Origin of the sequence: Photobacterium sp. GB-210, from assembly GCF_003026075.1 — a bacterium.
Lineage (GTDB): Bacteria > Pseudomonadota > Gammaproteobacteria > Enterobacterales > Vibrionaceae > Photobacterium.
In genome coordinates this window covers 277,543-302,652 of sequence record NZ_PYNU01000002.1, presented here as the reverse complement: position 1 = coordinate 302,652, position 25,110 = coordinate 277,543, and the positions used below count along the sequence as shown (strand labels likewise).

Sequence of the window (25,110 nt, the reverse complement as noted above, 5' to 3'; positions counted from 1 at the left end):
CAGTTATCATCATCAGCGACTTAGTGGGTGACAAATGTTGCCATTTGATGATTAAGTTCAGTAACTTGTTCTTTTACCTTAGAAGACGTTTCTGCTGCACTTTGACTATGATTGGATACCTGATTTACAGAATCAGTAATATCTGCCATGAGTACGGTAATTGAATTTGTTGCATGTGATTGCTGCTCTGCGGCTGCGGCAAGCTCTTCCATTTGACCATTTAATTGGCTAATTTTTGTTGTCGTAGAGAGTAAACGTGACACTGCTTTTTCAATATGTTCCGCGCCTTGATCGGCAAGAGATTGGCTACTATCAATTTCTTCAACCACAGCGTGTGTAGAGTGTCGAATCGCATTAATGATATCGTTAATCTCTGTCGTCGATTGGGTTGTTCTGGTTGCTAACATTCGAACTTCGTCTGCTACCACAGCAAAACCTCTGCCTTGATCTCCAGCTCTTGCAGCTTCAATAGCGGCATTAAGTGCGAGTAAATTCGTCTGCTCAGCTAAGCCTTCAATCACTTCCGTCACCCGGCCAATCGCTTCACTTTCTTTACTTAATCGCGTTACCTGAGTGCTCGCCGTAGCAATATTGTTGTGCAAGGTTTCCATTGTAATTTTATTTTGCTCAAGTGCATCACGCCCTAACTCAATTTCTCCTTTGGAATCTGACAACTTTTGTACCGATAACGTAACCTGTTCTAACGTATTGTCTGTGGCAGAAGCGATTTCTTCTAGTTGGTTTCCCATCTGCTCAATGCTCGCTTGTTGGTGCACCACATTCGATGATGTGACATGTGCAGAAGTCAGCAACTCTTCCATGCTTACATCAACTTGTTGAGCTTTATCAGTAACACCAGAAACAATTTCTGACAGTGAAGCATTCATTCTATTTATTGACTCAGTTAAAACGGCCAACTCATCATTCCCAACGACTTTAAGAGGAGGTTGAGATACATCACCAAAAGCAATCGTCTTTGCTCTCTCAGACAGTAATGAAATACGGCGACCAATGGTATTTCCCATATACTTTGAGATAGCAATTGCCGAACTAACAATTAATACAATGGCAATACACATAGTCGTTAGTACATTTTGAATTGATTGATTAATTCCTTGCCCGCTTTGATCTGCACGTTGTTGCTGTGCTTGCACTACCGTTTCTAAACTCTGCTCAAGGGCTACGGCTGAAGGTAACAGCTCATTTGCCATGAGTTGATTTGATTTATTCCATTCTGGTGAAAGGCGAAGGGCTATTACCTTCTCCGCTAAAGGAAAGTAAAGTTGCTGCATCTCTTTAAAAAGCGCCCATAAGGATGCATGCTCTTCCGTTAATCGATCTAACTTTTTATCAATTTCAGCCACTGATTTTTTATGTGACTCAATGAGATCTCGATACTTATCTAAGTACTCTTGTTGTCCGTATAACAAAAAATCGCGAAGTGAAGCCAATGCATTTGCTAGTGATACATAACTGTCAGCATAAACCTTAAAGAGTCTTTTTCTCTCACCGCCAAACGGGTTACTGGACTCTTCATTAATCAAACTTTGGATCTGATCTAATGCGACCTCAGCAATAGGTGCCGCTTCATTAATGAAAAGGTTATGGGCGGGTAAATTTTCACGGCTATGGCTTAAAACAAGCAATTGATTCAATGATTTTTTAACAGATTGCCATTGTTCTTGAATGGTGTTGAACTTTTGTGCTGAAATCAACGTTTGAAGCGTTGGCAAAGACTCATCAATAGAAGCAATCGTCTTGTGAACATCCTTATTCAATTGTTGGCTATGCTGATCATCACCTCCCAATAACATATAAGCACGGATAGAAGATAGCGATGCTTGTACCGATTGCTGTATACCTCGGCTCGTATCGACGGTCGGTATATCAGAAGTCAGCAAAGAAGATGCATATTGTTCAACCGTCGATATATTGCGATAGGTAAATACCGAAGAAACAATAAAAAGCAATGCCAATAAGGCAAAGCTCAGTTGTAACTTCCTTGATATCGTAAGTTTCATCCATAAACTCCTGATAAAAATATTAATAAAATATAGCTAAATTTTACAAATTGTTAAATGAAACAATAAAAATAATTAACATTTATCCGAATTTAGAGATCTACTGCAAATTGCTTTTTTATAGAACGAGTTATATAAAAACAAAGCGCCATAATTTTGACGCTTCAATGCCATGCTGAGGCTAAAGAAAATAATCAAACGTGAGAAGAAATTAAGACGTGTTTTTGAGTATTACGATAAGTAAATAGAGAACAGAGTAACATGTTCAACATCGGCCATACTTTCAACGAAAAAGAGAATGGTATGGCCGATATCGCTTATAAAGATTAATTATCCGAGTTTAAACGACGTAATAGCTGATCTTTTAAATTCGGCGGTGTGCCTTTAATGGTTAACGTATCTGTTTCTGGATCATAGAAAATACGCTCACCCAACAACATACTGTCGAAATTAAGCGTCATACCACCGCCAGAGCCAACAAATTTCGTAAGTTTACGCATTGCTGTGCGATCGGCAGGAAAGCTTTCTTCTAACTCATAACCTTGCTTTGACGTGAATTCATAAAAGTTTGTACCGTCGTCTGAGGTCGGTAATTCACCTGCAAGTTCTTTTACCGCGACTTCATCACCCGCTTGCAGTTGGCTATTACAGTAATCATAAACCTGCTTACGGTATTGCTGTTTTTCTTCTTTATCTAAACGTGAATCAGCACAGAAATCTTCCACAGCTTGCATCAGCACTTGGTTTTGCTCTTTCACATCTAAACCAACATCTGCTTGCATAAAGTCTAAGAAAAAGTCTGCAATTTTTCGCCCCACACGCCCTTTCGCGAACGTTAAGTAACGCTTAGATTCAGGATCGGTTTCCCATGAAGACAGATCAATACGCGCAACAATATCCATTTTGGCAATATCAAGGTAGTCAGTCGCACTAATACTTAATTGCTCCGTTACTTTCATACTGTGACAGGTCGGTAACATACCAATAAACAGGTAATCTGTTGCTAATGACTGGTATTCCGCCATCACAACCGTACCCGCTTCAGCAAAAGGATATTTAGCCAATTCTGTTTGTAAACGCTTAACCGCCATATCTGAAAACGTTAAGAAATCTAATTCGCCTTGACGGAATTGCTTCAGCCAATGAGAAAACTCACTGTCTTGAGCAAAAAGTGCAAAACCTTTCGCCCCCTTACTGCTGTAAATGCGATGGAGTTCAGCCACGAGATCTTCAGTCGATGCATCGTTCTCAAGAGTCTGATTTCTTAGATGTATTTCTAGTTCATCTTGGTCGTTTTTTGTCAATTGATGAAGAATGACATTAGAAAGTGTTAGGCTCATAATGAAAAGGTTTTCAAGAAAAGTGAACTCTAGGTTATCATAAGTCGCTTATGTAAACATTAAACAAGATTTCTTATGCCAATTACTTCAAAATACAGCACTAAACAAGTTGAACAAATCATTGATGACATGTTCGATGTACTTGAAAAACATAAAACATCACCAGAATTAGCACTGATGGTTGTTGGTGATATTGCAACCAATATTATTAACGCGAATGTGCCGGCTGCTCAACGCGCAGTGATTGCAGAAAAATTTGCTAAAGCTCTGCAGACCTCAATTAAAAAAGACTAAGTTTAATAGTCATATTAAACTTGCATTGAAGACTGAGAAGAATTGACATTTATGGTCGCCAGCGGAAATACCTACAAAGAGAAAGTCTCACAGCTAATTAGCTGGGGACATTGGTTCAGTTTCTTTAATATCATCGCAGCCATGCTATTGGGTACGCGATATATTACACATTCAGACTGGCCAGCAACGCTGATCGGGCAACTTTACCTTTTATTAAGTTGGGTTGGTCATTTCGGTTTTCTTGTTTTTGGCATTTATATTCTCATTATATTTCCAGCAAGCTTTTTGATCCCCTCGCAACGTTTAATGCGTTTATTTGGGGTATTAGTCAGCACCGTTGGTTTAACCGCCCTATTGCTTGATACCTATGCTTATCAAACAGTAGATTTACATTTAAGCCCATTGGTATGGGATTTATTGTTAAGTGGCGATAAGACAGAATTAAATGCCAGCTGGCAATATCTATTTGTCGTTGTTCCAGTCATCTTCCTCTTTGAGCTAATGTGCTCAGAGTGGGTATGGCGCAAACTTAGAAAGCTAACCCGCAAACATGTTGGCGGTCCTATCGCCCTTGTTTTTGGGGTTTGCTTTCTAGGTAGCCATCTCATTTACATCTGGGCGGATGCAAATTTATACCGTCCCGTTACGATGCAACGTTCTAATTTCCCATTTTCTTATCCGATGACGGCAAAAACCTTCATGGAAAAGCATGGTTTATTAGATCGACAAGAATATGCTAAACGTCGTGCAGAGCAAGGCGTGCAAAACAGTGAATTTGTTCGCTATCCGATCAGTAAGTTAAGTTTTAATGATCAAGGCACAGACCAAAATCTTCTGATCATTATGGTTGATAGTCTACGCAGTGATATGTTGACATCAACGGTTATGCCTAACTTAACGGCATTTGCTCAAAACAATCTGAATTTCACCAATAACTACAGTTCAAGTAATAGCAATTCGACTGGCGTATTTGGCCTGCTATATGGCTTACCAAGTGGCTATATCAATAGTATTCGCGCTGAGAAAAAATCACCGGTATTACTCAATACTCTTCAAGAACGCGGTTATCATTTTGGTTTATTCAGTGGCGAGAATTTTGATTTACCGATTTATCGTGAAGCTATTTTTGCCAATGCTAAACTGGCAGTAACAGATTCACGACACTCTCATGACATTGAAAGTGATTCTCATGCAATAAAAGATTGGGATCATTGGTTAAATAAACAAAAACAAAATCAACCATGGTTTAGCTTCCTTGAATTGACCTCTGTTCAACAGTTTAAAGAAGGTGAACATTATAAACCTCGCTTCACTCCGTCATTAGGCAGCAATGCCATTAATGAAAAAGGGGTCGATTCCACATTGCTGCTCAAAAATAGTTACCGTAATGCGGCGTATCATATTGATGAAATGCTCGGACGAGTGTTTGCTCAGTTAGAAGCAAAAGGTGATATGGCAAATACCATCGTGGTGATTGCCTCTAACCACGGCACTGAATTTAATGAGACAGGTAACAACACTTGGGGCTCTGGCAGTAACTACAGCCAATACCAAATAAAAGTACCGCTGATCATTCACTGGCCAGATCATTCTGCGCAAGAAGTGACACGCTTAACCAGTAATTTAGATCTGGTACCGACACTGATGGAATCATTACTTAATGTCGCTTCAGCGAGCTCAAATTACAGTTCAGGTGTGAGTTTATTTGATAACAATAATACTCGTCGTTGGTTATTAGCTGGAGATGATTCTGATATTGTCGTTGTTCAAAATAAACAAACAACCGTGGTTGATAAATATGGTAATTACAATGTCTACGATAAAAATTACCAATTAGAAGACGAAGGCAAACCAAAGCTTTCAACACTAATGCAGGTCATGAATGAATTAAAACGTTTCTATGAACCGAACCGTAATCAAGATAATGACAAGTAATTATTTATCGTAAACTAAAATAAGAAGCAGCGTTAATTAATCGCTGCTTTTTATTTATCAGTGGTAATCATCCCTTGCATCACTATAACAATGGTTAAATCCATCTTGCCAACCATTAAAATACTTACCTTGCTTTGCCATTCGTTCAGGATCACGTCTAAACCCCTCTCTATGCATCATTTCATCAAGCTTTCTGCTGTGACACCCATCTTGATAACCATCAAGATAAGGGCGTGTAAAACCTAACTCAGAAAGCTGTTGATGACGACTTGTCGTGCATCCCGTTAATATAAAATATAAACAAACATAAAAGAAAAGTGGGTAAGACTTCATTATTAACACTCACCTAATATTGTTTACACTTCACAATTATTCACTATAAATATAATTGCATTTCACATAAGTATAGTGGTGAAAATCACTTTTTCATGTCTAAATAAAAAGACAGTTTAAGCCTCGATCTGATCGCATTTTTAACGCTTAATTTCAATAACAGTACAATTTTGTGGGTTATATCGCGCCTATTTATCAATGAATCGTTAAAATATAAACTGTTATAAATATTAAAAATAATATTAAAAATGAATTAGGCTCAATTGGAATATATCCTTTAATGAAGAAGCACGTTGATCTTTTTTATCAAAACATTACAAAGCAATGGGGGAATGCGCATAGCTTACGTACCATATGTGAACTAACTTGCCGTAATCTTATGGAGTTTTTTAACGTCCATCATTGCCAGCTTATTGTGGCTTATAAAGGACATTGGCAGTCTCTCGTGCAACAGAATGAAGCCGGTATCCAGTATAGTTTTCCACCTGTTGTCATTTCAGAAGAAACACATGCCGATATTTACCAATCACTTTTAGGGCAAAACAGCACACAGCCTTTCACTACTTCTAATTCTGATTTTCATCGAGTGTGGCTGCCACTACAACGTCGTGAACAACGTATCGGCTGGCTAATTATAGATTTTCCTCATGCCGTGAAAGTAGATGTTGGGGCATTTAGTCAATTGTGTACACTCCTTGCCACTGAAATTGATGCCAACCTTTTATCGCAAACAATTAAAACTGAAAATAGCTCTCGCCGACATGTAGAGCAAGAATTAAGAAACAGCCAATACGAACAAGATCTACTACTTGAGCAACTCCAAGCTATGCATAGTATTTCTTTCATGCTATGGCGAACAAAATCAATCAAAGAAATGCTCTTTATTGCCGTTGATGAAGGAAAAAAACAACTCGAAATCGATCGTATGGCAGTCTTTCTATTTGATAAAGAATACCGCATGCATGGTACTTATGGTACTGATATTGCTGGCAATACTATTGATGAATATTATTTTGAGTCAGTGATCCCAGAACAATGGTACGCCGCACGAACACTTGAAGAAAAAGAATACCTCGCGGTTCAAGAAAACACCCCGCTTTATCACGATTTAAAGCAGGTTGGCTTTGGCTGGAGTGCCTATATTGCCTTATGGGATGAAGATACCCCAATAGGTTGGATTGCTTGCGATAATCTGTTAACAGGTCGCCCTTTCCGTACTTATCACCACCAGTTATTAAAACAATACGGATTTATCATTTCGCAGCATCTCGTTCGTCATCAGGCTGAAGATCGTCTCAAACGGCTCAATAGAGATCTCGAAAAGCGCGTACTTACCCGTACTGAAGAGCTTAATAACGTTAATAAGATGCTGGAAAAAATTTCTCGTCTTGACCCATTAACCAATATCGCTAATCGTCGCGTATTTGATAAATCGATTGCAGATGAATGGCGTCGAGCTGAAAGGCATCAGTTGCCTATTTCTTTATTAATCATGGATATTGACCACTTCAAGCAATATAACGATCATTTAGGCCATGACGCCGGTGACCTCTGCTTAAAGAAAATAGCTCACGGGCTAGCTGATATTGAAAGACGTGCAGGGGCGTTATTTGCTCGTTTCGGTGGTGAAGAGTTTGTTTTATTACTTCCAGGTCAAGACAGTAAAGCCGCTGTTTTTTCTGCGAAAAAGATCTTAACCACAATGAATGAAATGGCATTGCCTTTCCCGCAGAACGAAGAGTCAGAAACGAAAAAAAATCCGATAGTCACCCTCAGTATTGGTGTGAGCTCTATGGTACCGACTCAAGGCAGTAGTTATAAAATGCTATTTAATACTGCTGATAAGGCCTTGTACCGCGCAAAAGATGAAGGGCGAAACTGTTACAGACTCTTACTCTAGTTTCAATACAAAGTGGCGACTCAATAACGTAACCACTTTGTGTCCTCTGTATCTTCTATTTTTCTTTTGGCTTTCGTTTTCGCGTTGTTTTACCTGCAGTATTAGATGAAGATTTTGCACTTGTCGTTTTCTTTGAGTATCGACGCTTCGCTCCCCCCTTACTCCATTCGGGTGACTTTAGATCGCGTAAGCTTTGTGGAATATCGGAGACTTTTACTTTTTCCATCAGGGCTGTTATCTGTACCTCTAGTGCGCCCATAAAAGGTTGATAAGCATATTTTTTATCGGCCATATCCTGTAGTTGATGTTCCCAATGCGCTGTCATATCAGGATAGGTTGCTTCATTCGGCAAGGCATAAATTAAGCCTCTCCCTGCCTCGGTTGCATGAATGGTTTTACCTTGTCGATGTAATAGCTGACGCTTAAATAAAATTTCTAAAATCCCAGCACGTGTCGCTTCAGTGCCTAAACCATCGGTATCACGTAAAATTTTCTTTAACGATGGATCAGAAACAAAGCGAGCAATCCCCGTCATTGCTTGCAATAAGGTCGCTTCCGTAAACGCTTTGGGTGGCTCAGTCATTTTGTCTTTTATTACACCATCTCGACAAGTTAATACCGTACCTTTTGTCAACGGCGGCACTTTATCAGCCAGATCGTTATCATCACCTTTATCATCTCGCCCTAATAATACCCGCCAGCCCGCATCCATTAGTTGACGTCCTTTTGCTACAAAATGCCCGTTAGCGATAGTAAAGACTAACTTCGCTTCCGCATAAATCGCTGCTGGGTAAAATTGCATCAAATATTGTCTTGCTACTAGCTGATAGATCTTCGCTTCACTGGAACTTAAGCTTTGTGGGTTCACCGCTTTTGGCGTAGGGATAATCGCATGGTGAGCATCCACTTTTTTATCATTCCATGCTTTGGACTTTAATGCTGTATTTGCACCAGAAACCGCATTCGATAGGCTATTGTCTGTATTGGCAATAGCACCACAAACCTCACCAGCTTGCTTGAAATGATCGTTAGGTAAATAGCGACTATCAGAACGTGGGTAAGTGATCACTTTATGCTTTTCATATAACGACTGACAGATACTTAAAACATCTGCCGCACTCATACCATAGCGTTTAGCAGCATCAATTTGTAATGCTGATAAAGAGTAAGGTAAAGGCGCTGCTTGCTTGGTTTCTTTACGCTCAGATTCTGTGACTTCCGCGGCTTGTCCTTTTATACGACTCACCACATTTTCACAAAGCTGCCGACTGAGTATTCTTCCCTCTTCATCTTGATAAGGCTCGCAAGCTTTACTTGGTAGCCATCGCGCCTGAATCTCTTGCTCTGCATAAGGAATAAGTGCAAACACATCATAAAAAGGCTTAGGAATAAAATTAGCGATCTCATCATCACGACGCACCACTAAACCTAAAATCGGTGTTTGTACTCGCCCAACAGACAATACCCCCCGATACCCCCCTTTTTGCCCAAGTAAAGTATAAGCTCGAGTCATGTTCATACCATAAAGCCAATCAGCCCTAGAGCGAGCTAAGGCTGATACCGACAATGGTACAAAATCATGATTACTGCGCATAGAAGATAACGCTTTTTTAACTGCGGCTGGGTTAAGATCAGAAATAAGTAACCGTAATGCGGTCTTTTTCTTTGTCGTAGGTAATTTAGCGTAATCTATCACCTCATCCACCAGCAATTGCCCTTCACGATCAGGATCGCCAGCATGGACAATTTCTGAAGCCGATTTAGCTAACTTTTTAATTACCGCTAATTGCTGTTTCGCCGCTTTACGTGGAATAAGCTGCCATTTTTCAGGAATGATGGGTAAATCATTTAAATTCCACTTTTTATAGCGCTCGTTATAAGCATCAGGCTCGACTTGTTCAAGTAGATGTCCAATACACCACGTAACAATATCGCCATTACCGACTTCGATATAACCATTATTATTTTTATGAGGTCGAGGAAGCACTGCGGCAATCGCCCGACCTAAACTTGGTTTTTCTGCAATATATAAACGGCTCATCAAAATCTTTATATGACAGTGAATAATGCTGAAACTGTACCTAAAACAGCGCAGTGCAGCAAGAAATACTGGATATAAAAACAGTTGGCAACGCCTAATTTTGTTTCTTAGATGTGATAAAATGCGTCTTAATCAATACTGAACAGTCGATTCATAAGAGAGATAAATGCTTAATTTAAAAACATTGACCCCCGTATTCGCTGTTGTATTGCTACTTGGCTTGCTCTGGGTTGGGAGAGACTCATTGCATGATTTTATTGAACATAATGATTTCAGCCATCCCGATAAACCAAACTTTGGTGCCTTCCTCAACATTGACGAAAAAAAGAAAGCCTTCTTTGACTATCTATATCCGTTTGTTGAAGAAACTAATCACCAGATCTTAGAAGATCGTCAACAACTAGAACTCCTGAGTAAAGATCCAGCCAAGATAGATTTAGATAACGACTTAATTACAACGCTTAGTCAGCAATATGATCTGCCATTACCAAAAAAAACAATTACCCAGCAATGGCTAACAGAATTATTAAAGCGCGTTAATGTTATACCTACACAATTAGTCCTCGCACAGGCCGCATTAGAATCATCATGGGGAACATCACGCTTTGCTGAAAAAGGAAATAGTTATTTTGGCGAATGGTGCTTTACCGAAGGGTGCGGTATTCCGCCATTAGATATTGATCTTGAACATTATCATGAAGTGAAAAGTTTTCCTTCTATCCATGCAGCAGTAGAATCTTATTTTAATAACATCAATACTAATGATGCTTATAGTGAACTGCGTAATATTCGTGCAAAACTGCAACAGGATAATAAACCGATCACCGCACAAGCATTAGTTCATGGCTTACTCGAATATTCGCAAATTGGGCATCAATACATCCAACGCTTATTAGACCTAATAAACTCAAATAAAGATCTTATTCCAACCACGTCTTCTTCATAGATATTAAAAAAGCTGATCGTTAATGATGGCATTAACTGATCAGCTTCTATTTCATGTTCTCAATCACATTATGATTGCGCTTCAAACCACGCTTTTACTGTTTGATAATCACCACGAAAAACAATACGTTCTACCTTTTTACTTAACTGATAGGTGTACATTGGGTCATAATATTGTTCAAGTAAAGGCACTAACCAGCCATCATGTTCAGAAACCGAACCGGTTGATTGCATCACGTTAATCGCATGTTTCTGCGCATCGAGTATTTCTTGATAACGCTCTAGACCTAAACGCTTACGAATATTAAACATGCCTTTTTCAAGGTATTCTTCAAACAAGATCCAGCCTTGCTCTTCACCGTAATGGGCAACATAATCATGTTGCATGGTGATCACATAGTCATCCAATAAACGGCCTAAACGCACGTCTATTGGATCTTCAATAACGGCGATGGATGCTTGTTTCATCGCAGCTTGAAGCGATAATGGCACCATCACGCAGCCAATACTCTTACTTTCATCTTCATAGATAAACTGTGTCACACCACGATCGTGTTTTTTTAGCATTTGTACCGCTAAATCGTTTTCAAAAGCGATTTGCGTACGCTGTGGGGTAACAAACCGACCAAATGATGAACCACGGTGATGGGCTGCACCTTCAAGATCAATACCATTCGTAAGCTCATTGACCATAATGGTTTTACCATTCCCCGTATTACCCGCCACAATCACAGTAGGCTTTTGTGCGATATCATCAATGGTATCGATTAAAAAACGGCGAAGCGCTTTATAACCACCAGTAATAAAAGGAAAATCAATCCCCGCTTCTTTAAGCCACTGTTGGGTGATTTGTGAACGTAATCCACCACGAAAACAATATAAATACCCGCTAGGATTCGCTTCACAAAACGCTTTCCACTGGGCAACACGTGCTGCTTTTACTTCGCCATGGACTAATTCATGACCCAGTTTAATCGCTGCTTGTTGGCCTTGATTTTTATAACATGTACCTACTGCTGCACGTTCATCATCCGTCATCAAAGGACGACTAACAGAAGTAGGAAATGCGCCTTGAGTAAACTCAACCGGCGCACGCATATCCATTAACGGTGTATCATTAACAAACAGACTGCGAAAATCTTCGCAATTGGGACGTTGCATTAGCAAACCTCGATTAAGGTATCGCCATCCATCGGCTCTAACTCACCTATCGCTTCCAGCAAAATGTCGTATTTTTTCGCAATTTCAATTAATTCAGCTTCACAATCAGGTGTTGCTGCTAATAATAAGCCACCTGATGTTTGTGGATCGCATAATACTGCTTTTTGCTGATCGGTCATTTCACCAAGTTTATCGCCATAACTCATAAAGTTACGCTCAGTACCACCAGGTACACAACCTTGCTCAATGTACTCATACACACCAGGCAATGTGGGCACTTTATCAAACCACAGCTTTGCTTTTAAATTGCTGCCTTCACAGATCTCTGTTAAGTGACCCATTAAGCCAAAACCTGTGACATCCGTTAGGGCTTTAACACCCGCAACGTCAGCAAAATCTGCGCCCGGTTTATTTAATTTGCACATCCAATCGCGTGCTAATCCTTGGTGCTCATCAGCCAACTTAGATTTCTTTTCTGCTGTTGTTAATACACCAATACCCAATGGCTTAGTGATATACAGCTTACAGCCTGCTTCAGCACTGTCATTACGCTTCACACGAGCAGTATCAACAATACCTGTAACAGCAAGACCAAAAATTGGCTCAGGGGCATCAATAGAGTGGCCGCCAGCAAGTGAGATCCCTGCTTCACGACATACAGAGCGACCGCCTTCAATGACTTGTTGCGCAATTTCAGGGGCTAAGATATTGACAGGCCAACCTAAAATAGCAATCGCCATAATAGGTTTACCACCCATCGCGTACACATCGCTGATCGCATTCGTTGCGGCAATACGACCGAAATCAAATGGGTCGTCAACGATTGGCATGAAGAAGTCGGTAGTACTTATCACTGCTGTACCATTACCTAAATCATAAACGGCAGCATCATCTTTACTTTCATTACCCACCAAAAGGTTAGGATCTGAGAATGGGGCTAACTGGGTGCGTAAAATGGTGTCGAGAACTTGGGGAGAAATTTTACAACCACATCCGGCACCGTGACTGTATTGAGTTAGGCGAACATTTTCCATGACACGCTCCAAAAAAGGGAAAGAGTCAGGGATTCTACTCCTGCCCCTAACACCTGTCATCTTTAGAGCGAATATCATGCTATTTTTCCATTGATATAAATCAAAAATAGCGTTAAAAACAACCAATCTGAGCTAAAAAAGGTGACACCCCTCACGGTATTGTTCACCGAATAGGTATCACCTCTTTAAAATATAGTTTTGAAATGCTTTAGCGTTAAAGATATTCAACGAACTGGTTTAAGTCACGCTCATGCAGTTTAGCTTCACGGCAATTCGCCGAACCTAAATATAAAAAGCCCACGATCATATCTTCACCTTGTACGCCTAATGCTTCACGTACTACGGGATGATAAGCCCATGAACCTGTGCGCCAAAATCCAGAGAAGCCTTGTGCTACCGCCGCCATCTGCATCGCTTGTACCGCACAACCTGCTGATAAATGTTGCTCAATCACAGGGACTTTATGCCCTTCTGTTACCTTACTGACAACCGTAATGACCATGGGTGCACGAAATGGAGCCTTAGATGCTTTTTCAATTACAAATTCTTCGAGATCATCAGCTTTAGCCGCTGAAACTAAAATATCAGCAAGACGTTGTAATCCATCACCTTGAGAAACAATAAAACGCCATGGCATTAAACCACCGTGATCGGGGGCACGCAGACCCGCTCGAAAGATATTATCCAATGCTTCCCCTTCAGGTGCAGGTTCAACAAGTTTAGGAATAGAGCGACGATTGAGTAACAGTGATAACGCGTCCATGACAACCTCAAATGAAAATAGTTATTTTTTAAATGTATCATGGACACTACAAGAGATTAAGGTTCTAACCCTTTATTTTTAAACCTGTCTAAATATAGAGGGCTATCGCAGCAATATCAGATAGAGTGCTTAACCAATAGCGCTTTTACTGGCTCAGATTTCACATCCAATTGCGCTAACTCATGCTCTAATTTTGGTGTTAACCAAGCTGAATTAACTCCCCAGTAAAAGAAAAATAAACTGACTACAGCAACAACAGCCATATCATAACCAAATGGAATAATATTGATCCCACCAAATTGATCACTGCCAATAAACGAAAGTACAACCATAGTGACAAAATAACCGAGTAACCAAGCACTCGACTTCATGTGTTGTTTAATATTTTTCCAACCGCGTTTATTTTGAAAGTAAGCATAAATCACAAACCCTAGCAGTAGGATAAAGATCACTTTGCCCGTCAACGGCCAACGAGACCAATAAAGCACTTCAGATGAGATAGCAAAACCTAATGGTGCAATGATTTGTAACGCTTTTAAACGAACAGGACGTTCAGCATCTGGAGCAAGCTTTCTCAGTGACATCGCCGCCATCGGACCTACAATGTAGGTGACAACCGTTGCCGCAGAAATAATCCCAGCTAATTGTCCCCAGCCTCGGAATAGGTATAAGAAAATAAAGCCGACAAATAAATTCACCCACAATGCTGCACGGGGAATATGATATTTAGGGTGTAATTTTGACCACGATTTTGGTAGGTGGCCATACTCACTCATCGCAAATAACATCCGCGTTGTTGTCCCCATATAGGTAATACCAGTCCCTGACGGAGAAACAAAAGCATCAACATAAAGCAACATCACAACAAGGTTAAGGTTTAGTGCTATCGCTAATTGAGCAAATGGTGATGAGAAATCCAAACTCCAACCTTTTACAGCAAGCTCCGATGGTTCAACACCACCAATGAAAGCGGCTTGTAACCCTAAATACAAAAATACAGCGATGATAAGCGTCAGAATAATTGCTCTTGGTAAATCTTTACCGGGATTTTTAGATTCTCCAGCAAAGTGCATCGGGCTTTGAAAGCCATTATACGCAAAGACGATACCTGCTGTTGCTACGGCCGTTAGTGAGCCAGCCCATCCATAGGGCGCAAAGGAATGATTAACATCGGTAAAGTTTTGCGGATGAAAGCCTGCTGCGACAATCGAAGCGACACTGATAATTGGGATCGCTATTTTAAAGATCGTAATACTGGTCTGAGATTTACTAAATAAACTGACACTCCAGTAATTAAGTAGAAAGTAAATCAGCATTAATCCCGCCGCAATAAGTAACCCAACGAACGACAAACTTTGTGTTTGAGCATTAAATATTGTTGATGTAATAGGTTTAGCCCATTCCCACTGCCAAGAGTGCATGTACTGTACCGAAGCTTCAGCTTCAATAGGAATAACTGTCACAATTGAAAGCCAAGTAGCCCAAGCCGCCATGTAGCCGACAATGGAGCCATGAGTCAGCTCTAAAAATCGAACAGGACCGCCAGATTTAGGGAATAAGGTTGCGACCTCGGTATAAGTCAACGCAACAACCAACACAGCTATACCGCCTATCACCCATGAAACGAGTGAAGCAGGTCCTGCAATTTTTGCCGCGTGATAGGCACCAAAAAGCCAACCCGAACCAATTATCGAGCCAATACCTGTCATGGTTAATGATACTAAGCCCATCTTCCTTTTAGGCTTTAGCTCTAAATTATTATTCATTTATAGTTATCCTTCCTGTTATTAATACCGACTTTACAAACTGCTCTTATTAGAACTTAAAGCAGCCAGTGCTATACAACGTGAAAATTCTCAAATTTAACATTAATAAAAAAGTGGTTTTATAGTGGTCATATTAATAATGCTGTAGCAGAGGTAACTAAGCAGAAGTTTTTACTTATATATTTTATCGATTCCTATATTTTTTAGCATTGCATAAAGTCGTAGGTCAATAACGACAATCTTTTACTAACACGACATTACTAACTAAAAATTTCTATTTTATTCTCTGAGCATTGAATCTACTGGCGAGGAAAATAAATTTCACATTTATTTTTTCACTTTATTTTACACCCTATTTCAATGTTTATTAGGCTACATATTATAAAAATGAGAAAAAGTTTCCCCCCCAATTCTCATCAAGAAACATTAAAAAATATCCATATTAAAAACATAAAGATAGAAGCAAAACCTCATCATTCACGTTAAAAAAATTAATTGCACAACGCTTTATTAAGATCTACACCACATATTTACGTAAATATACTGATGTGTTTCATTTTTAAAAGTGGAATATTCCTAAATATTTTTTATATCAATTAACGATAGGTATATTTATCACCCTTACTTTTATTCAATATAAAAACAAATCATTCATTCAATATATATCTTTAATTTTAAAACAAACAATGTTTTATATTAAGTAAAATAGACGCCCCCTAAAATCTTTATATCTTACTTAATCAAACATAAATCAATGAATATATTAATTTTAATGTTTTTATAAAAAATTCATTAATTAAAACCGATTTTTTTTATTTCAAATATGAAAAGGTTTTGCATTTTTTTGTTAAGTGGTTGTTCAGAAAGTAACTGCTAGGTTCAATTGGTTGCATTTATTTGTCTATTTTTAACAATGCTCAAATAAGAAATAGTGACTAAGTATGCAACGTATAAAAATAACGATAGGGCTAGTTTAACGACCAATTAAATTAAGCTCTTTTGAAAGTAATGTTGAAATACGAATGAGATGTAAGCTCACGCTGTTAGCACCTTGGTTTATCAAGTGTGTTTGATGGCTAATGCATCAAATTCGACAAGGAGTGCAAATGAGTGATTTCAACCCAGGAATCATGATCGGTGTCTTCAGCCTTCTCGTCTTTGCGGTGATCGCTTCCATTTTATTTATTAGTAAGTCTATAGGTGGATTTGGTCGTCGTTTTGATAAAGAACAGCCTTTCGAATGTGGTCTTTTACCCTCTGGAACAACAAAGCATAACTTCTCTATTAGTTATTACCTCATCGCTGTTGCGTTTCTCATTTTTGAATTAGAAGCCGCAATCCTTTTTGCATGGGGAGTCGACTATTGGCAACTCGGTATACCGGGTGTCATTGCTGGCGTCACCTTTTTGGTGATTTTACTTTTAGGGTTCATTTACATGATACGTAAAGGTGTCTTTCAAATCGGAGTGTATGAGTCATGAGCGATATAATTCAAACCGTTAACGTCGGTAATTCCTCGAATGAAAAAGGCAACAACATCATTACCAATATTGTTGGTAAGGTTGATGATCTTATTTCCTATAGTCGGAAGCATTCGCTCTGGCCTTACAACTTTGGGACATCATGCTGTTTCGTTGAAATGATGACGGCAGCGACGCCTCGCTATGACATGGCAAGGTTTGGTTCTGAAGTACTTCGTGGCTCGCCACGCCAAAGTGACGTGCTTATCACCGCTGGTACCTGCTTTGTGAAAATGGCGCCGTTAATGAAGCATATTTATGATCAAATGCTTGAGCCTAAATGGGTGATTTCAATGGGGTCTTGTTCAAACTCTGGCGGTATGTATGACATTTACAGTGTTGTACAAGGCGTCGATAAAATTCTTCCTGTTGACGTCTATGTCCCTGGTTGCCCGCCTCGTCCAGACGCCCTACTCGAGGGTTTGATCATGCTTCAAGAGCACGTTCAAGCTAACCCAGTATCTGTGCTAAGTAAAAACCGTAAACCACTCGGTTTGAGGGTCGAATAATGAATAATAACGATCGTCAAATACTCATTGAGAGTTTCGGTGCTAAAGCGCCAAACCACGAAATCATTGGTTGTGAAAGTTTCGAAGTAAAAAAAGAACACCTTATCGATACCTTACATTTCCTAAAAAATGAGGCTTCTTCACAATTTGAAATGCTGTTCGACCTTTCAGCAATTGATGAATGTGAACGTGGCGGCGGACTCAGTGTGTTTTATTATCTGCTGAGTGTGAAAAATAAGGCATTTATTTCCATTCGCACACACATTGCTAATGACACCATTGAAGTACCTAGCGTAGTTGGGCTTTGGCCTAACGCGAATTGGTATGAGCGTGAAGTCTATGACATGTTCGGGATTAAATTCACTGATCACCCCGATCTACGCCGTATCTTAACTTTTGATTTTTGGAAAGGTCATCCACTACGTAAATCTTATCCTTGTCGTGCGACCTTAATGGATGAACCTTTCGATCTTGCAGGATCAGACTTTGATGATGTTATGAAGTCCTATGATATTCAAGGTAAGCAAGACGATGGCAGCATGGTACTAAACATCGGCCCTAACCACCCTGGTACCGATGGCATGATCCGCCTAAAAGTTAAAATGAAAGGCGAGTTCATTGAAGACTTGGATCAAGAAATTGGCTTCCACCATCGCGGAGCAGAGAAAATTGCCGAGCGTCATACTTTTCATAATTACATCCCTTATACCGATCGTATCGATTACTTAGGTGGTGTAGCAGGTGAACTGCCCTACTTATTAGGGCTTGAAGCAATGACAGGGATTGAAGTCCCCGAACGTGCCAAGACCATGCGGATTATGTTATGCGAATTATTCCGAATTTCGAGCCATCTCGTATGGTTTGGAAGTATCACGCATAACCTAGGGGGTATGGCTCCCGCTTTTTATGCTTTCACCGAGCGTGAGAAAATCTTCGATGTTATCGAGTTGATCTGTGGCGGTCGTATGCACCCTGCGTTCTTCAGAATTGGTGGTGTGTCTCAAGATTTACCTGATGGCTGGGAAGAAAAAGTTGAACATGCCTGCCAAGGTATCGAACAGCTTGTCCCCGATCTTGAAAAGTTAATGACCCACTCAATGATCTTCAAAGTACGGACCCAAAACATTGCGGTTTACAGTCAGTCAATGGCGCTTGATTGGGGCTTAACAGGACCAAACTTGCGTGCGACAGGTATTAACTTCGATATGCGTAAAGATTTCCCTTACATGGGTTACGAAGATTACGACTTTGACGTTCCTGTTGGCCAAGATGGTGATGCCTACACCCGTACCGTTCTCCGTGTGCAAGAAGTGGTTGAGAGTTTGAAGATCATTCGACAAGCGGCGGCACGTATGCCTGAAGGCCCTATCCTTGCTGACAATGCGCCTAACTTTGGTTTTCCTCGAAAACAAAATGCATTACGCGATATCGAAACCCTGATCCACAGCTTTGTTGATACAGGCAGAGGCTTTAACTTCCCAGTTGCTGAAACCTTTTTTGCAACAGAAACCGCTAAAGGTGTCACAAGCTACCACACCATCAGTAATGGAACAGGATGTCCTTACCGTGTCCGAATTCGAACACCTTCATTTACACATTTCCAATCCGTTAAAGCCGTTTCTAAAGGCGACTTATTGAGCAATATCATCTGTTTAATCGGCTCTATCGATTACGTACTCGCTGATATTGATCGCTAAACAATAAAAACAACATCCCATGTAGATGTTGAGACGAATAAGACGAATGTCGCTCGTCATAAATAAAGTCCGCAATGTGAGGAAATCATGTTAACAGATCAAGAAAGAGCTCATCTGGAAGAGCATATTGCTCATTACCCAGAAAAAAGAGCCGGTGCCATCTATTGTCTTTATTTTATGCAAGATAAATATGGCTATATCACGAAACCAAGTCTCAACCTTGTTAGTGAACTTACAGACCTATCAACAACGCAGCTAGATGAACTTATCACGTTTTATACGCTTTTGCGCCGACGTCCTGTTGGTCGCAATGTCATGCGTGTCTGTGACAGCATTTCTTGCCATACCCGAGGTGCGAAAAAAGTGCTAGAAGCGGCAGAAAATGCAACAGGTAAAGCATTAGGAGAGATCGCTAATGATGGCAGCATTACCGTTCTACCCAGTATTTGTCTTGGACTATGCGATCGCGCTCCAGCCGCTCTAATCAATGATGATCGTGTTGAAGGTGAACTAACACCTGAACGCATAAGAATGATCTTAACTGAATTAGCAGAAGAAGAGATCAAGCTATCAGAGAAGCCTGATTACCAAAATATTATTTCGATGCTGACTCCTCAAGATGCGCCAGCAAAACCAAATGAGGAGGTGATGTAATGGACTTAGTACTTTCACGCAACTTTCATCACCCAAAACCATTAAATTTTGCTGAGTACTGTGAAAATGGTGGTTACCAAAGCCTTAATTCTATTATTGGTCAACCAAAAGAGCCTTTACTGGCAGAACTAAAAGCATCTGGTCTACGTGGCTGTGGTGGTGGTGGTTTCCCAACTGGCGTGAAATGGGGCTTCCTTGCAAAAGATGCCAGTCACCCCGTTTACTTGGTGGTGAATTTAGATGAATCAGAACCGGGCTCGTTTAAAGATAGACAAGTGCTTTATCGCGATCCGCACACTATTTTAGAAGGCGTTATCGCAAGTAGTTACATACTTGGTGCAGACAAAGCATTTGTTTTCATTCGTGGAGAATATCGCGAAGGGGCAAAAGGTCTTGAGAAAGCGGTACAAGAAGCACGAGCGGCTGGGCTTGTGGGTGAAAATGTCATGGGCTCTGGCTGGGATCTTGATGTTGACGTTCACTTAAGTGCTGGGCGCTATATCTGTGGTGAAGAAACCGCCCTACTCAATGCCCTTGAAGGCTACCGTGGTAACCCGCGTTCTAAACCGCCCTTCCCTATCGTAAAAGGTCTGTGGGGACAGCCAACCATAGTCAACAATGTGGAATCCATCTGTCATATTCCTTGGATCGTTCATAAAGGCGCCGAGTGGTTCAAATCTCAAGGTAAAGGTGATGCCGCAGGAAGCCATATTTACCAAGTGTCTGGTCCGGTCAAAAAGCCTGGCTTCTTTGAGTTGCCATTAGGGACTACAGCTAGAGAGCTTATTTTCGAACACGCAGGTGGATTACTTGACGATCGTGAGCTTGTCGGTTTTCTACCTGGTGGTGCCTCAACGCAATTCATGCTCCCTGAACATCTCGACGTTCCCCTCGATTGGGACGGCCCAGCGACTGTTGGTTCACGTTTAGGTACTGGCGGGATCATTGTGATGGACGATACGATTTGTCCAATAGACTTCATGATCAACCTGACCGAATTTTTCGCAAGAGAATCATGTGGCTACTGCACACCTTGCCGTGATGGCTTGCCGTATGTCGTGCATGTATTGAAAAAATTTGAAACAGGAGAAGCGACCTCCAAAGATCTGGATCTGCTTCATGAGCTCTGTGAAACCATCTATCCCAACACCTTCTGTGCGCTTGCACCGGGGGCGCTGATGCCAATCATGACTGGATTAAAACACTTCAAACATGTTTTTGAATCCCATATTGAAGAGCAACGCTGTACTCACAACCACCAGCTAACTGCGGAGGCATGTTGATCATGGGAACTATCTATATAGATGACAAAGCTGTCAAGTTTGAGCCTGGGCAAAATGTGTTAGACGCTGCGCGTAAAGCGGGGATCGATACACCTTATTTTTGCTACCACCCAGCATTAGGTGCCGCAGGCTCTTGTCGTATTTGTGCCATGGAAACCGTGCCACAAAAAGAAGGTGAAAAACCGCGTACCGTCATGACTTGTAGCATTCCAGCACAAGATGGCCAGCAATTTCGTTTTAAATCGCCAAAAGCAAAACAAATCCAAAAAGCCGTGGTTGAATTTTATATGACCAACCACCCCAATGATTGCCCTGTTTGTGATGAAGGCGGTGACTGTCACCTTCAAGACACAACCATCAGTGTCGGCCATGCTTACCGCCGTTATGATGGACAAAAACGTACCATGCCGGATCAATTCCTCGGTCCGTTGGTATACCAAACCATGAACCGCTGTGTGACCTGTTATCGCTGCGTACGCTTTTATCAAGACTATGCGCTTGGTGATGATTTTGGTGCAATGGGGTCAAGCAATCACGTACTTTTCCGCCGAACAGAAGATGGCGCATTCGATAGTCCATTCTCAGGCAATTTAGTCAGCGTATGTCCAACCGGCGTTTTTACCGATAAGGTTTACCGCCGTAAATACAGCCGTATATGGATGTTAGAAAAAGCGCCTTCAATCTGCTCAGGTTGTAGTGTGGGGTGTAATATCGAAGTCGGTGGACGTGAAGGAACCCTACGACGCGTTCAACCTAACAACGAAGCATCAAAAGTAAATCCTTATTTTATCTGTGATCGTGGTCGTTATGGGTCTCATGGCACCGAGTCGTACTCAAGACCTAAATACGTATCAGAGCAAGGCAAAGTCGTAAAAACGTCACCTCTAGATGCACTGAAAATAGCCCTTGTTAGAGCTGAAGGTCATGTGGGTATTTTAGGTTCCGTAGAAGAAGATCTCACGACTAACTTGGCACTGAAAGCTATTGCAAAAGAGATGAATGCGCCGTTCTCACCATTTATTTCACCGCAACAAGAAGCCTTGACGAAAACCGCTGTAGCAGCGAATCACAATGCGCCTTCTATATCAGATATAGAGCAATCAGATGCGGTTTTCGTGGTAGGAGAGCTTACTGAACATGCGCCTATGCTTGATCTTGCGGTACGCCAAGTTATCAAGGCTAAAAAAGATGTGTATGTATTACATGCAACACCTTCTCACCTCGTTACAGCCTTGAATAAACTTCAGCGAGGCCATGTTAAAGCGTTAGCACCAAGCCAATGGCAAGACTGTTTAACACAAATTAACACAGCTGTTCATGATGGTGCTGTGGAAGATCTCTGGATTAAAGATGTTGCCAATGCACTAAAACAGGCGGAAAAACCTGTCATTATTGGTGTGGCTGAACTGCTTAACACTGCAGATATCTCTCTACTTAATACCATTACAGAGTCACTTGCACCTGCAGCCAAAATGGCGATTACTTTACCGAGTGCCGGTTCTGTTAATGCAGTATTAACAGCACAAGAAAACTCATGTGCTGAGCTGATGACGCAAATAGAGAGTGACAAAATAAAGACATTAGTTGTTGTCGGCAGCGATCCGCTGAATACCAATAACCCACAGTGGCATGCACTGCATGACAAGCTAGACCAATTGATTGTGATCGACAAAGTCTTAACCAAAACAGCACACTTAAGCGACACCTTATTGCCACTCGCAGCATGGCCAGAAAGGGACGGTATGACGATTAACTATGAAGGTAGACTACAGCGTTTTAGCAAGGCTTTCGCGAGAAAAACAGCCACGATTGACGCTCATGGCATGATTGAAACCTTAATGAAATCACCTGAGACAATCGAGCAATGGTTAACTGAGCTCGCACCGACGCTACCTCAAGCTGGTGATGACGGGATCATCATCGAAAAAGACAAGCTTAAGTGCACACAATTACCACTTGAACAGAAAACAAATCCACCTGCAATTCAAAGTACTCAGCCGCAAGTTGCACTAAGTAAATGGTTTGGTGAAGGATATGTTGCCGATCATGCGCCTGAAATCCGCTCTCTCAAGCCAGGATCTTCCGCTTCAATAAATCCTAAACTGGCTGCCTCGCTAAACCTTAGCAATAGTGATCAATTAATGATTATTTGCGGTGATCAGAAGTTGGTACGCCCTGCGGTGATTTCCTCTCAAGTTGCTGACCTCACGGTTGCTTTAAATCAAGCAGATATGCGCCTACTTCAGGCTGATATTGCTTCACCATTGTGCCTTGAGCGCACCTCCGAGCTTTTTATTGATACAGATAAAAAGGAGGAAATCAAAAACATTATTGGTAGTGCATCGGTCATCATGATGGGAGAAGCCTAATGGATTCATTGCAGTACTGGATTTTTATTCTGGTCGGTATGGTTATCACTATCTTTGGTTTGATTTTAGTTGCAGGCTATACCGTTCTATTTGAACGTCGCTGTCTTGCCTTATTGCAAGACCGTTACGGCCCTAACCGAGCAGGTCCATTAGGGTTATTCCAAGCACTATGTGATGCAGCAAAACTGCTAACAAAAGAATATTTCATGCCTGGGTTTGTCGACAAAAAGCTCTACGCTTTAGCACCAATCCTTGTTGTGGTATCGATTCTTGTTAGCTTTGCCTTACTGCCTATCGGTAAAAATATCTCATGGGCAGCAGACTTAAACATCGGTCTGCTCTTTTTGATGGGATTAAGCTCCATTCACGCTTATGGAGTCTTTTTAGGCGGATGGGCATCAAGCTCGAAATACACCATGCTTGGCGCAATTCGTACTATTGCTCAGCTAATCAGTTATGAATTGGCAATGGGTATGGCGGTATTGGGTGTGGTTATGCTTGCTGGTAGCTTTAGCTTAACGCAAATTGTTGATGCACAAACGACACCGTATATCCTCCTTCAACCGGTTGGCTTCCTTGTATTCCTAATCGCAGGTATTGCAGAAACTCACCGCTTGCCATTCGATATGCCTGAAGCCGAAAACGAGCTTAATGCAGGTTTTAATACCGAATATGGCGGTATGCCTTTTGCGATGTTTTTCCTTGGTGAATACCTAGGTGTGATCCTCGTCGGTGCAATGGCAACAACCTTGTACCTCGGCGGATGGCACGGACCATGGGCTGAAGCCTATCCGCTTGTTGGCGTTTTATGGTTTGTATTGAAAACCTTCCTGTTAGTTTTCTTCTTTGTATGGATGCGTGCCAGCTTACCGCGAACGCGTTACGACCAGCTCATGGCATTTGGTTGGAAATTCTTACTTCCAATCGGCATCGTCAACATCATTGTGACCGCCCTTGTCGGTACATTCTGGATGTAGCCCCCAACATTAGAGAGAGACAATCATGAAAGTTATACAGATTTTACAAGAGGTCACAGGGGCTTTTGCGGCAACCATTAAGCACGTTTGGGCACCACGCGATACGGTTTGTTATCCAGAGGTAAAACCAGACTTACCTGAACGCTGGCGCGGTCGCATTGTATTAACGCGCGATCCTGACGGTGATGAACGTTGTGTTGCTTGTTATTTATGCTCTTCAGTATGCCCTGCCAATGCAATCACCATTCAAGGTGCTGAGCGAGAAGATGAGCGTCGATATGCCAAAACATTCGAACTGGATTTCAGTCGCTGCATTTTCTGTGGCATGTGTGAAGAAGCATGTCCAACCCTATCGATTCAATGCACCACTGATTTTGAAATGGGTAAATATTCTCGTGACAAGCTGCTTTATGAAAAAGAAGACTTACTCATTGATGGCACAGGTAAACACCCAGACTTTAATTACTACAAGCAAGCAGGTGTAGCAATTACAGGTAAAGCTATCGGCGATGGTGAAAATGAAAAACCACCAATCGATGTGTACTCTCTGCTGCCATAAGGACATCAT

Annotated in this window: 20 protein-coding genes; 12 read left to right on the top strand and 8 right to left on the bottom strand. The window is 41.1% G+C overall.

Annotated features, from left to right (window positions below):
- Positions 1–20: 20 nt before the first annotated feature.
- Positions 21–2,021: a methyl-accepting chemotaxis protein gene (locus tag C9J38_RS05015; protein WP_107206130.1), complete on the bottom strand. Its 2,001-nt coding sequence runs from the start codon at positions 2,019–2,021 to the stop codon at positions 21–23.
- A gap of 326 nt (positions 2,022–2,347) precedes the next feature.
- Entirely contained in the window at positions 2,348–3,361 is a 1,014-nt protein-coding gene (gene yejK / locus C9J38_RS05010; RefSeq protein ID WP_107206129.1) for a nucleoid-associated protein YejK, read from the bottom strand.
- A gap of 75 nt (positions 3,362–3,436) precedes the next feature.
- Between yejK and C9J38_RS05005 the strand changes: the two genes are divergently transcribed.
- A complete protein-coding gene (locus C9J38_RS05005) occupies positions 3,437–3,655 on the top strand; it encodes a YejL family protein (RefSeq protein ID WP_045083319.1) in 219 nt (72 codons plus the stop codon).
- A 51-nt stretch (positions 3,656–3,706) separates the two neighbouring features.
- Positions 3,707–5,590, top strand: coding sequence for a DUF3413 domain-containing protein (locus tag C9J38_RS05000; RefSeq protein ID WP_107206128.1), 1,884 nt, complete (start codon positions 3,707–3,709; stop codon positions 5,588–5,590).
- Between the two features lie 57 nt (positions 5,591–5,647).
- Here the strand turns inward: C9J38_RS05000 and C9J38_RS04995 are convergent, their stop codons facing one another.
- A complete protein-coding gene (locus C9J38_RS04995; RefSeq protein WP_107206127.1) occupies positions 5,648–5,923 on the bottom strand; it encodes a hypothetical protein in 276 nt (91 codons plus the stop codon).
- A 280-nt stretch (positions 5,924–6,203) separates the two neighbouring features.
- Between C9J38_RS04995 and C9J38_RS04990 the strand changes: the two genes are divergently transcribed.
- On the top strand, positions 6,204–7,823 hold the full coding sequence (locus C9J38_RS04990; RefSeq protein ID WP_107206126.1) for a GGDEF domain-containing protein: 1,620 nt from the start codon (positions 6,204–6,206) through the stop codon (positions 7,821–7,823).
- Between the two features lie 55 nt (positions 7,824–7,878).
- Here the strand turns inward: C9J38_RS04990 and C9J38_RS04985 are convergent, their stop codons facing one another.
- Positions 7,879–9,864 (bottom strand): DNA topoisomerase III, encoded by a 1,986-nt coding sequence (locus C9J38_RS04985; RefSeq protein WP_107206125.1) that lies wholly within the window; start codon positions 9,862–9,864, stop codon positions 7,879–7,881.
- A gap of 166 nt (positions 9,865–10,030) precedes the next feature.
- Here C9J38_RS04985 and C9J38_RS04980 point away from each other — a divergent pair, with 166 nt between their 5' ends.
- Positions 10,031–10,810: a glucosaminidase domain-containing protein gene (locus tag C9J38_RS04980; RefSeq protein ID WP_107206124.1), complete on the top strand. Its 780-nt coding sequence runs from the start codon at positions 10,031–10,033 to the stop codon at positions 10,808–10,810.
- Positions 10,811–10,878: 68 nt separating this feature from the next.
- Here C9J38_RS04980 and mnmH read toward each other — a convergent pair whose 3' ends face one another.
- The 4 genes from mnmH to C9J38_RS04960 all read right to left on the bottom strand — a co-directional run bounded on the left by mnmH (position 10,879) and on the right by C9J38_RS04960 (position 15,533).
- Positions 10,879–11,970: a tRNA 2-selenouridine(34) synthase MnmH gene (mnmH, locus tag C9J38_RS04975; protein WP_107206123.1), complete on the bottom strand. Its 1,092-nt coding sequence runs from the start codon at positions 11,968–11,970 to the stop codon at positions 10,879–10,881.
- Positions 11,970–13,004, bottom strand: coding sequence for a selenide, water dikinase SelD (selD, locus tag C9J38_RS04970; RefSeq protein WP_107206122.1), 1,035 nt, complete (start codon positions 13,002–13,004; stop codon positions 11,970–11,972). Before selD ends, mnmH begins: the two co-directional genes overlap by 1 nt.
- 214 nt (positions 13,005–13,218) lie before the next feature.
- On the bottom strand, positions 13,219–13,767 hold the full coding sequence (locus C9J38_RS04965) for an NAD(P)H nitroreductase (protein WP_107206121.1): 549 nt from the start codon (positions 13,765–13,767) through the stop codon (positions 13,219–13,221).
- A gap of 116 nt (positions 13,768–13,883) precedes the next feature.
- Positions 13,884–15,533 carry an APC family permease gene (locus C9J38_RS04960; RefSeq protein ID WP_107206120.1) on the bottom strand — a complete coding sequence of 550 codons (1,650 nt, stop codon included), beginning with the start codon at positions 15,531–15,533 and terminating at the stop codon, positions 13,884–13,886.
- Positions 15,534–16,639: 1,106 nt separating this feature from the next.
- Here C9J38_RS04960 and C9J38_RS04955 point away from each other — a divergent pair.
- The 8 genes from C9J38_RS04955 to nuoI all read left to right on the top strand — a co-directional run bounded on the left by C9J38_RS04955 (position 16,640) and on the right by nuoI (position 25,101).
- Entirely contained in the window at positions 16,640–17,014 is a 375-nt protein-coding gene (locus tag C9J38_RS04955; protein ID WP_006646494.1) for an NADH-quinone oxidoreductase subunit A, read from the top strand.
- A complete protein-coding gene (locus C9J38_RS04950; protein ID WP_105059766.1) occupies positions 17,011–17,562 on the top strand; it encodes an NADH-quinone oxidoreductase subunit B in 552 nt (183 codons plus the stop codon). Before C9J38_RS04955 ends, C9J38_RS04950 begins: the two co-directional genes overlap by 4 nt.
- Positions 17,562–19,259: an NADH dehydrogenase (quinone) subunit D gene (gene nuoD, locus C9J38_RS04945; RefSeq protein ID WP_107206119.1), complete on the top strand. Its 1,698-nt coding sequence runs from the start codon at positions 17,562–17,564 to the stop codon at positions 19,257–19,259. The genes C9J38_RS04950 and nuoD overlap by 1 nt, the downstream gene beginning before the upstream one ends.
- An 87-nt stretch (positions 19,260–19,346) precedes the next feature.
- Positions 19,347–19,913, top strand: a complete 567-nt coding sequence (nuoE, locus tag C9J38_RS04940) for an NADH-quinone oxidoreductase subunit NuoE (protein ID WP_107206118.1) — start codon at positions 19,347–19,349, stop codon at positions 19,911–19,913.
- Positions 19,913–21,196, top strand: coding sequence for an NADH-quinone oxidoreductase subunit NuoF (gene nuoF, locus C9J38_RS04935; protein WP_107206117.1), 1,284 nt, complete (start codon positions 19,913–19,915; stop codon positions 21,194–21,196). Before nuoE ends, nuoF begins: the two co-directional genes overlap by 1 nt.
- 2 nt (positions 21,197–21,198) lie before the next feature.
- Entirely contained in the window at positions 21,199–23,565 is a 2,367-nt protein-coding gene (gene nuoG, locus C9J38_RS04930; protein ID WP_107206116.1) for an NADH-quinone oxidoreductase subunit NuoG, read from the top strand.
- On the top strand, positions 23,565–24,542 hold the full coding sequence (gene nuoH, locus C9J38_RS04925) for an NADH-quinone oxidoreductase subunit NuoH (protein WP_045062688.1): 978 nt from the start codon (positions 23,565–23,567) through the stop codon (positions 24,540–24,542). Before nuoG ends, nuoH begins: the two co-directional genes overlap by 1 nt.
- Before the next feature lie 22 nt (positions 24,543–24,564).
- Positions 24,565–25,101, top strand: a complete 537-nt coding sequence (nuoI, locus tag C9J38_RS04920; RefSeq protein ID WP_369750685.1) for an NADH-quinone oxidoreductase subunit NuoI — start codon at positions 24,565–24,567, stop codon at positions 25,099–25,101.
- Positions 25,102–25,110: the final 9 nt, after the last annotated feature.